At 72.4% G+C, this 8346-nt stretch carries 10 protein-coding genes and 1 tRNA gene; 3 read left to right on the top strand and 8 right to left on the bottom strand.

From position 1 onward, the window contains the following. Nucleotides 1-112 precede the first annotated feature (112 nt). The 7 genes from E1281_RS33880 to E1281_RS33850 form a co-directional block, all read right to left on the bottom strand. The gene (locus E1281_RS33880) at nucleotides 113-1372 is read right to left on the bottom strand and encodes an ABC transporter substrate-binding protein (protein ID WP_131883792.1); all 1260 of its coding nucleotides are present in this window, start codon (nucleotides 1370-1372) and stop codon (nucleotides 113-115) included. Between the two features lie 5 nt (nucleotides 1373-1377). After that, nucleotides 1378-2433 (bottom strand): branched-chain amino acid ABC transporter permease, encoded by a 1056-nt coding sequence (locus E1281_RS33875; RefSeq protein WP_131883794.1) that lies wholly within the window; start codon nucleotides 2431-2433, stop codon nucleotides 1378-1380. A 49-nt stretch (nucleotides 2434-2482) separates the two neighbouring features. Further along, on the bottom strand, nucleotides 2483-3373 hold the full coding sequence (locus E1281_RS33870) for a branched-chain amino acid ABC transporter permease (protein ID WP_131883791.1): 891 nt from the start codon (nucleotides 3371-3373) through the stop codon (nucleotides 2483-2485). Beyond that, on the bottom strand, nucleotides 3370-4173 hold the full coding sequence (locus tag E1281_RS33865) for an ABC transporter ATP-binding protein (protein ID WP_131883790.1): 804 nt from the start codon (nucleotides 4171-4173) through the stop codon (nucleotides 3370-3372). Before E1281_RS33865 ends, E1281_RS33870 begins: the two co-directional genes overlap by 4 nt. Beyond that, entirely contained in the window at nucleotides 4170-4982 is an 813-nt protein-coding gene (locus tag E1281_RS33860; RefSeq protein WP_131883789.1) for an ABC transporter ATP-binding protein, read from the bottom strand. The genes E1281_RS33865 and E1281_RS33860 overlap by 4 nt, the downstream gene beginning before the upstream one ends. Before the next feature lie 181 nt (nucleotides 4983-5163). Beyond that, nucleotides 5164-5454: an MTH1187 family thiamine-binding protein gene (locus tag E1281_RS33855; protein WP_089312546.1), complete on the bottom strand. Its 291-nt coding sequence runs from the start codon at nucleotides 5452-5454 to the stop codon at nucleotides 5164-5166. Between the two features lie 16 nt (nucleotides 5455-5470). Next, a complete protein-coding gene (locus tag E1281_RS33850) occupies nucleotides 5471-5863 on the bottom strand; it encodes a hypothetical protein (RefSeq protein WP_131883788.1) in 393 nt (130 codons plus the stop codon). A gap of 61 nt (nucleotides 5864-5924) precedes the next feature. Here E1281_RS33850 and E1281_RS33845 point away from each other — a divergent pair, with 61 nt between their 5' ends. Continuing rightward, nucleotides 5925-6695 carry an enoyl-CoA hydratase-related protein gene (locus E1281_RS33845; RefSeq protein ID WP_131883787.1) on the top strand — a complete coding sequence of 257 codons (771 nt, stop codon included), beginning with the start codon at nucleotides 5925-5927 and terminating at the stop codon, nucleotides 6693-6695. Nucleotides 6696-6928: 233 nt separating this feature from the next. On the opposite strand, the gene E1281_RS33840 is transcribed toward E1281_RS33845, so the two are convergent. After that, nucleotides 6929-7002 (bottom strand) — tRNA-Ile (locus tag E1281_RS33840). Between the two features lie 175 nt (nucleotides 7003-7177). On the opposite strand from E1281_RS33840, the gene E1281_RS33835 reads away from it, so the two are divergent. Both E1281_RS33835 and E1281_RS33830 read left to right on the top strand, forming a co-directional pair. After that, nucleotides 7178-7864, top strand: a complete 687-nt coding sequence (locus E1281_RS33835) for an LppX_LprAFG lipoprotein (RefSeq protein WP_131883786.1) — start codon at nucleotides 7178-7180, stop codon at nucleotides 7862-7864. 44 nt (nucleotides 7865-7908) lie between these two features. Then, nucleotides 7909-8346, top strand: a 438-nt coding sequence (locus E1281_RS33830; RefSeq protein WP_131883793.1) for an MFS transporter, incomplete at its 3' end; no start/stop codon positions are given.

Here is an 8346-nt window from a genome sequence, read left to right as displayed (position 1 = left end):
CCCCTGGTCATCCCCGCCGCCCGCACCCGCACCCCGCTCCCCTCACGTTGACTTGCGGCGTGTTGTTATGGCGGGCCGGATAACAACAACACGCCGCAAGTCAACGAACGGGTCACGTGCCGGAGGGGACCTCGTAGGCCTCGGCCTCCTTGCTGGCTGCGGCCTCCCGCTCGACGACCAGGCCGCCCTGGGCCTTGGCGTCCGTCCGCAGGATGTAGGTCTTGCGGGTGCCCGGCTCGTCCACCTTCGAGAAGTCCATCGGCGTTCCGTACCCGCCGTCGTAGGTGGTGGTGGACCGGTGCGCCTTGATCAGGCCGTCCCGGGTGAGGTCCTTGGCCTGGCACGCCTTCGTGAGCGCGTCCGCGAAGATCACCGCGCTGGTGTGGCCGTTGACGACCGCGTTGTCCAGCGGCTGCCCCGGGTACTTCTTCGCGTAGTCGCCCGCCAGCTTCTTGATCGGCGCGAGCTCGGAGGAGATCGGCGCGCCGGCGCTGGCGAGGTAGAAGCCCTTCAGCAGCGCGGGGGCCGCGGGCGTCTCGAGCAGCTGCGGGGAGAACCCCGAGTTGCTCGCGACGATCGGCATCGTCATGCCCTTGGACCGGGCGACGCCCGCGAGCGACGCCGACTGCCGGGGGCCCGCGCTCATCAGGATCGCCGACACCCCGGCCTTCTCCAGGGCCGAGACCTGGGCGGTCATGTCGTTGTCGGTCGCCTTGATCTTCTGCTCGACGACCGTCAGGCCGAGCTCGACGGCCGCGTACTCGGACCCGGCGAGCGCGCTCTCGCCGTAGTCGCCCTCGAAGTACACGTGCCCGATCTTGTCGCCCTTCTTCACCCCCTTCTCCTTCATCAGGAAGTCCACGGCGTTGATCATGTCGACGTCGTAGGTGGTGCCGGTGACCTGGATGTACCGGTTGCCGAGCAGCGTCGTCGCCCACGCGTTCGGGATGACGAACATCTTGTCGGAGGTGATGCGGTCCTCCAGCGCCGTCACCATCGGCGACCCGACGAACTGGGCGAGGCCGACCACGCTCGTCTGCAGCTCGCTGTAGGCGGCGACGGCCTTCTGCACGTCGTACCCGTGGTCGCGGACGACCAGCTCGACCGTGCGTCCGCAGATGCCGCCCTGCGCGTTCACCTGCTCGAAGTACAGCTGCTGCGCCTGGGTGAGGCTTTTGCCGAGCGGCGCGTACACGCCGGTCATGTCGGTCTCGACACCGATGCTGATCTTGTCGTCGGTGACGCCGGTGCCCTGCTTGACGCCGTCGGGACCGGTGGCCTCCGGGCCGCCGGTGGCCTTGCTGCTGCAGCCGGCCGCCAGGCTCAGCGGCAGGGCCAGCGCCAACGCGCCGGCCGCCGTGACACGCGCCATTCGCTTCATGCTGGTTGCTCCTCTTTGTCGAGTCGGGTGAACGGTCGGGCGGCCCGGCGGCGGGCCGCGGCCGTGCGCAGCCGCGCCCACACCCCGGCGAGGCCGCGGGGCAGGAACAGGACGACGGCGACGACGGCGGCGCCGTACAGGATCCGGGCGGCCTCGGCGGGGGAGACCCCGCCCGAGCCCGGCGCCGCGACGAGCGGGAGGTCGTCGCCGAAGCGGGTGAGGAGCTGGGGCAGGACGGAGACGAACACCGCCCCCGCGACGGCCCCGGCGACGCTGCCGAGCCCGCCGATGACGATCATGGCGAGGTAGTCCAGGGCGAGGAACATCCCGAAGTAGTCGGGGACGGTCCGCTGGAACACCAGCGCCAGCAGCGCCCCGGCCGCCCCCGCGTACATCGACGACAGCACGAACACGCCGGCCCGGTAGCGCGCCACCGGCACCCCCATCACCGACGCGGCCACCTCGTGGTCGCGGATCGTGTTCATCGCCCGGCCCGGCCGGCCGCGCAGGATGCCGCGCGCGATCCACGCCGCCGGGACCAGCAGCGCGACGGCGAGGAACCACAGCCGCTCCAGGGCGCCGAGCGGCACGCCCAGCAGCACCACGCCGGGGGAGTCGTCGAAGGAGAACCCGGCGATCTCCAGCGGCGGGACGCCCCGCCCGTTGAAGCCCCCGGTGACGCTCTCGGCGTTGAACAGCACGTGCTGACCGATGAAGATCAGCGCGAGGGACGCGATGCCGAGGTAGACGCCGCGCAGCCGTCCGGCGATGGGGCTGAAGACGCCGCCCGCGACACCGGCCAGGATGATCGCGCCGATGAACGCCAGCGGTGTCGGCAGCCCGAGCCCCGACAGCTCGCCGTCCGGGGCGGACGCCAGGTAGACGTACCCGTAGGCGCCGACGGCCAGGAAGAACGCGTGCCCCATCGACAACTGCCCGGTGGACCCGGTCAGGAGGTTCAGGCCGATCGCGCCGATCGCCGCCGACATCGCGAACAGGCCCGTCTGGAGCCAGAACGCGTCCAGGTAGAAGGGAGGCAGGAGCAGGACCATGATCCCCGCGGCGGCCGTCCACCGGCCGGACCTGAGGGGGAACGGACGCTCAGACACGTGACAGCTCCCTCGTCCCGAACAGCCCCGCGGGCCGCACCAGCAGCACGGCGAGCATCACCAGGAACGGCGCCACGCCGCCGATGCCGCGGCCGAGGAACGTCAGGTCCCCCTGGTAGCCGGTCACGAGCGACTCGGTGAGCCCGATGAGGAGCCCGCCGACCAGGGCCCCGGTGGTGGAGTCGAGCCCGCCGAGGATGGCGGCGGGGAACGCCTTCATCGCGGCGAACGAGGTGGCGCGGTCCAGCCCCGGTGTGGGGAAGACCGTCAGGAACAGCGCCGCGACCGCGGCCAGCCCGCCCGCGATCGCCCAGGCCGCCAGGGAGACCCGCGACAGCCGGATGCCCATCAGCGCGGCCGTCTCGCCGTCCTCGGCCGCCGCCCGCATCGCCACGCCCCAGGACGTGAAGCGGAACGCCAGCAGGAACGCGGCGATGATGACCGCCGCGGCGGCGAACGCGGCGATGCGTGTCTGGGCGATGCCGACGCCTCCCACGTACACGATGCGGTCCTGCCACGGGTCGCCGAGCGAGAGGACCTGCGTGCCGATCCGCCGCGTCAGCTCGGTCACCAGCACGATGTCGATCCCGATCGTGACGATCGCCAGGACGGCGTGGTCCTCGACGCGGGCGCGCCGCAGGATCAGCACCTCCACCAGCACGCCGAGGAGCGCCGCCGAGGCGATGCCCGCGGCGAGCGCCGCCGGGAACCCGATGTCGTCGTGGAGCACGGCCGTGATGTAGCCGCCCGCAAGCAGCAGCGACGCGTGCGCGAAGTTGACCACCTCGGTGGCCTTGAAGATGATCACGAAGCCGAGGGCGATCAGCGCGTAGACCGCTCCCGCCGAGACCCCGTTGACCACCAGCTCGATGAACGTGCTCAAGGGTTTCCTTCCGCGTGGGAGGGCGCCGCCGGGTCGTGCGCGGCGCCGAGGTAGGCGCGGATCACGGCCGGGTCGCGCTGCACCCGCGCCGGGTCGCCGCCCGCGATGCGCCGGCCGAAGTCCAGGACGGTCACCTCGTCGGCGAGCCGCATGACCATCCCCATGTCGTGCTCGACCAGCAGGACCGAGACGCCGAGGTCGGTGCGGGCGCGGGCGATGACCTCGGCCATCCGCCGCCGCTCCCCGCCGTTCATCCCGGCCACCGGCTCGTCCAGGAGCAGCAGCCGGGGCTCCATCGCCAGCGCCCGCGCCAGCTCCAGGCGCTTCTGGACCCCGTAGGGCAGCACCCCGGCGGGCGTGCCGAGATGCTCGTCCACGCCGACGAACCGGGCGATGTCGCGGACCCGGGCCCGGTGCCGCGCGTCCTCCCGCCGCGCCCGCGGCGTCCGCAGGCCCGCCGAGGCGAACCCGGCGCGGGTGAGGCGGTGCCGCCCGAGCATCAGGTTGTCCTCGGCGGTCTGGTGCCGGGACAGCGCGATGTTCTGGAACGTCCGGGCGACGCCGAGGGAGGCGATCCGGTGCGGCGCCAGCGAGGTGAGCTCCGCCCCGCCGAACCGCACGCTGCCCGCGCTCGCCCGGTACACCCCGGACAGGACGTTGAAGCACGTCGACTTCCCCGCCCCGTTCGGCCCGATCAGCGCGTGGACGCTCCCCGCCGCGACCGTGAACCCGACGCCGTCGAGCGCGGTGAGCCCGGCGAACCGCACCGTGAGCTCACTGACCACCAGCTCACCGGTCATCCGGTCCACCTCTCCAGTGCGGGCGGTGGGGTGATCTCGCCGGCGGCGTCGCCGTCCTCGGTGCCGGTGTCCTCGCCGACGCCGAGGTAGCGGCGCCTGACCTCGTCGCTTCCGGCCAGCTCGGCCGACGGGCCGTGCAGCGCCACCGCGCCGACCTCCAGCACGTGCGCGCTTGACGACAGCTCCAGCGCGAGAGCGGCGTTCTGCTCGATCAGCAGGATCGCCGTGCCCTGAAGGTTGATCTCCCGGACGGTCTCGGCGATCCGCTCGGCCATCAGCGGCGCCAGGCCGAGCGTCGGCTCGTCCAGCAGCAGCACCGACGGGCACGCCATCAGCGCCCGCCCGATCGCGAGCATCTGCTGCTCGCCGCCCGACAGCAGCCCGGCCCGCTGCCGCGCCCGCTCCGCCAGCACCGGGAACAGCTCCAGCACCCGCCCGTGCGCCCGCGCGGCCTCGGACCGGCTGGGAGCGCCGAGCGCGCCGGCCCGCAGGTTCTCCTCGACGCTGAGCCGGCCGAACACCCGCCGCCCCTCCGGCACCTGCACGACCCCGGCCGCGACCACGGTCGCCGGATGCAGGCCGATCAGGGACCGGTCGCCGAGCCGCACCGTGCCCGCGTCCACCGCGCCGCGGTGGAACGGGAGCGTCCCCGAGACCGCCCGGAGCAACGTCGACTTGCCCGCCCCGTTGGCGCCGAGCACCGCCGTCACCGATCCCGCCGGGACGTCCAGGGACACCCCGCGCAAGGCCCGCACGGCCCGGCCGTAGCTCACCGACAGATCACGGACCGCGAGGGTCCCGTTCGCCATGCACGCCTCCACAATCTCGTGTGGCAGGAAGACCAGCACGGGGCGCGGACGTGCGTCCATGGGGCGCGGGCAAGACGGGGCGGGCGTCCAATCGAACGCCGTTCGGGTTGTGGTGCGAGCACAGTCGGCGCCGCCCGCGGGGCCGTCCGGGGCGGTGTTCAGTCCTCGCGGTTGTGCGCGGTCAGCGGAGGTGCCGCTCCACCGACTCGACCTTGGCGTCGAGCGCGCCGGTCACGCCGGGCCGGATGTCGGCCTTGACGACGAGGCTCACCCTCGGCGCCCGCGCCGCGACGGCGTCGGTGGCGGCCTTCACCACGGCCATCACCTCGTCCCACTCGCCCTCGATCGTGGTGAACATCGCGTCGGTGCGGTTGGGCAGGCCGCTCGCGCGCACCACCCGGACGGCCTCCGCGACGAGTTCGCCGACCTCCTCGCCGGCACCGAGCGGAGTCACCGAGAACGCGACGAGCATGTGGGACCTCCCGTGGTCAGGGCTGCAGGACCTGCCGTACCACGATCTCATCCAGCCGCCGCTCGACGATGGCGCCCACCGGCCAGTCGCGCACCAGGCACCGCAGCAGCGCCGCCTCGTGCTCGGCGAACGAGGGGTCGCACCCCTGCTGCTCAAGGCTGGACCGGATCGCGAGCACGTAGTCGTCGCTCGTGAACCCGGCCACCTCCCGGACCATCGCGGTCGTCGTGGCGCGGTGCGAGTTGAGCCCGGCGAACGACCGCCCGCACCCGCACCCGCCGTCGGGGTCGTCCTGGTCGCGCGCGCACACGACCCCGATGTGGACGAGCTCTCCCTCGACGCACCAGTCGAAGTCGTTGTCGCGGAATCCCTGGCTGGAGTTGGTGGCGGTGAGCAGTTTCAAGGCCATTACCCCCTAGGCAGACGAACCCACCCACCGTACGACGAGGGTCTGACGTAACGTCGGGGGCATGAGCGACAACGACGTCCTGCTCCACCGCGACGGCCCGTTCACCACGATCACGATGAACCGCCCGCGCCGCCGCAACGCACTGTCGCGCGACTTCCTCCTCGCGCTGACCGGAGCCTTCCGCGAGACCGGCGGCACCGACGCCCGCGGCGTGGTCCTCGCCGCCAACGGCCCGGTCTTCTCCGCCGGCCACGACTTCGCCGACATGGCCGGGGCCTCGCACGCCGACGTCCGCGACCTGCTCCAGGTCTGCACCGAGCTGATGCGGACGATCCAGTCCGTCCCCCAGGTGGTGGTGGCCCGCGTGCACGGGCTGGCCACCGCCGCCGGCTGCCAGCTCGCGGCGAGCTGCGACCTGGCCGTCGCCGCCGAGAGCGCGGGCTTCGCCGCACCGGGCGGCAAGGGCGGCTGGTTCTGCCACACGCCCCTGGTGGCCATCGCGCACAACATCGGCCGCAAGCGAGCCGCCGAGATGGCCCTCACCGGCGAGGTCTTCGATGCCAGGACCGCCGCGGACTGGGGCCTGATCAACTACGCCGTCCCCGACGACGACTTGGACAAGGCCGTCCACGACCTCCTCGAACGCGCCACCCAAGGCAGCCCCCGCAGCAAGGCCCTGGGCAAGCAAGCCATGTACGCCCAACTGGACCGCCCAGAACAGGACGCCTACACCTACGCGATAGAGGCAATGGCCGCCTCCAGCCAAACCCCCGAGGCCCAAGAAGGAATGACCGCCTTCCTAGAAAAACGCAAACCCACCTGGCCCGCCTAACACACACTCCGATAGAGCCGGGAGAAGACGGGAGTCAGGCCCGCGCTTGCCGCGGGCCGAAGGCCCGCGAAGGTTGGAGCCTGGTTCCGAGCCGAGAGGAGGTCTCTCACCATGGCCGACCGGCAGGGGGCCTGGGGGCGGAGCCCCGCATCGGGGGTCCGGGGGTCGCCCCCGGAAAGGCATTGCGAGGAGCGACGGTCCGCGCTTTCCGCGGACATGCCTCCTCGGCGACGTAGGGCGGGCGGGACTCGAACCCGCGACTGGGAGATTATGAGTCTCCTGCTCTGACCAGCTGAGCTACCGCCCCGAGGCGTCCCCCGGTGACGGTGGGGGCGTTGCCGTTGTCATCTTAGCGGTGGGGTGTCGGCGACTGCCACAGAGAAATGGGCGGCCGCGTCCCCGCCGGGTCCTACTCGCGGTGGGGCGATGTCATACCTCGTACCGAGTGACGGGTGCGGGTACCCGTCGGTAGGGTCCCGCGTATGTCCAGACGCATCCTCGTCCTCGTCTCCGTGTTGCTGGCGCTGGTGTCCACCGGCGCGTGCAGCGGGGGCGGATCGGACGAGCCCGCCGCGAAGGCCGACTTCGACGCCGCGCAGACGCTCCGGCAGTCGGCGCAGGCCATGGCGAAGCTCAAGAGCGTGGCGTTCACCGTGGAGTCGGAGGGTAAGACGCCCGTCATCGTGAAGGGCGGCGACCTGAAACTGCTGCGCGAGGGCGACGCGGAGGGGACGCTGACGGTCGAGCAGCAGGGCCAGAACGTCGAGATGAAGGTCGTCGCGGTCGGGGAGAGCATCTACCTGGACGCCGGGACGGGCGGCTGGCGCAAGGTGCCGAAGGCCCTGGCGGCGAGCATGTACGACCCGTCGGCGGTGCTGGATCCGCAGCGCGGCATCGCCAAGCTGCTGGAGTCGGCGGCGGCGCCGGAGCCGCAGGCCGTCGAGAAGGTGGACGGCAAGGAGACCTACCGGGTGGGGACCAGGCTGCCGAAGGACCGGATCGCGGGCCTCATCCCCGGGATCAACGCGGACCTGGAGGGCCAGGTCTGGGTGAACAAGGCCGACCACCGGCTCGTGAAAGTGCGCGGGGCGTTCCCCGAGGACCAGGGCGCGGTGGTGATCTCGTTCACCGAGTTCGACGCCCCGTACGAGATCAGCGCACCGCGGTGAGCGGGCGTCGCCGGGTCGCGATCGGGGCCGGCGGCGCGGTGGTGATGCTGGCCGCGCTGGACGCCTACGTCGTCACGACGATCCTGGTGCCGGTGGTCAAGGACATCGGCGTCCCGATCAACCGGCTGGAGCGGGTGACACCGGTCCTGACGGGGTTCCTGCTCGGGTACGTGGCGGCGATGCCGCTGCTCGGGCAGCTGTCGGACCGGTTCGGGCGGCGGCCGCTGCTGCAGGCGTGCCTGGTGTTCTTCGCGGCCGGCTCGGTCGTCACCGCGCTGGCCGGTGACGTGCCGCTGCTGACGGCGGGCCGGGTGGTGCAGGGCGTCGCGGGCGGCGCGCTGCTGCCGGTGACGATGGCCCTGGCCGGTGACCTGTGGGACGAGCGGCAGCGGCCGGTGGTCCTGGGCGCGGTGGGCGCGGCCCAGGAGCTGGGCAGCGTGCTCGGGCCGCTGTACGGGGCGGGCATCGCGGCGGTCACGGAC

This window comes from Actinomadura sp. KC345, from assembly GCF_004348515.1.
Lineage (GTDB): Bacteria > Actinomycetota > Actinomycetes > Streptosporangiales > Streptosporangiaceae > Spirillospora.
Note: the sequence above shows the minus strand (reverse complement) of the source record. Positions and strands in the feature narration are given on the sequence as shown.

What these genes read in the sequence shown, in the direction of transcription:
- E1281_RS33865 (WP_131883790.1), bottom strand. Translation starts at nt 4,173, where the DNA reads ATGACCGGTGAGCTGGTGGTCAGTGAGCTCACGGTGCGGTTCGCCGGG.
- E1281_RS33860 (WP_131883789.1), bottom strand. Translation starts at nt 4,982, where the DNA reads ATGGCGAACGGGACCCTCGCGGTCCGTGATCTGTCGGTGAGCTACGGC.
- E1281_RS33835 (WP_131883786.1), top strand. Translation starts at nt 7,178, where the DNA reads ATGTCCAGACGCATCCTCGTCCTCGTCTCCGTGTTGCTGGCGCTGGTG.
- E1281_RS33880 (WP_131883792.1), bottom strand. Translation starts at nt 1,372, where the DNA reads ATGGCGCGTGTCACGGCGGCCGGCGCGTTGGCGCTGGCCCTGCCGCTG.
- E1281_RS33875 (WP_131883794.1), bottom strand. Translation starts at nt 2,433, where the DNA reads ATGGTCCTGCTCCTGCCTCCCTTCTACCTGGACGCGTTCTGGCTCCAG.
- E1281_RS33845 (WP_131883787.1), top strand. Translation starts at nt 5,925, where the DNA reads ATGAGCGACAACGACGTCCTGCTCCACCGCGACGGCCCGTTCACCACG.
- E1281_RS33850 (WP_131883788.1), bottom strand. Translation starts at nt 5,863, where the DNA reads ATGGCCTTGAAACTGCTCACCGCCACCAACTCCAGCCAGGGATTCCGC.
- E1281_RS33855 (WP_089312546.1), bottom strand. Translation starts at nt 5,454, where the DNA reads ATGCTCGTCGCGTTCTCGGTGACTCCGCTCGGTGCCGGCGAGGAGGTC.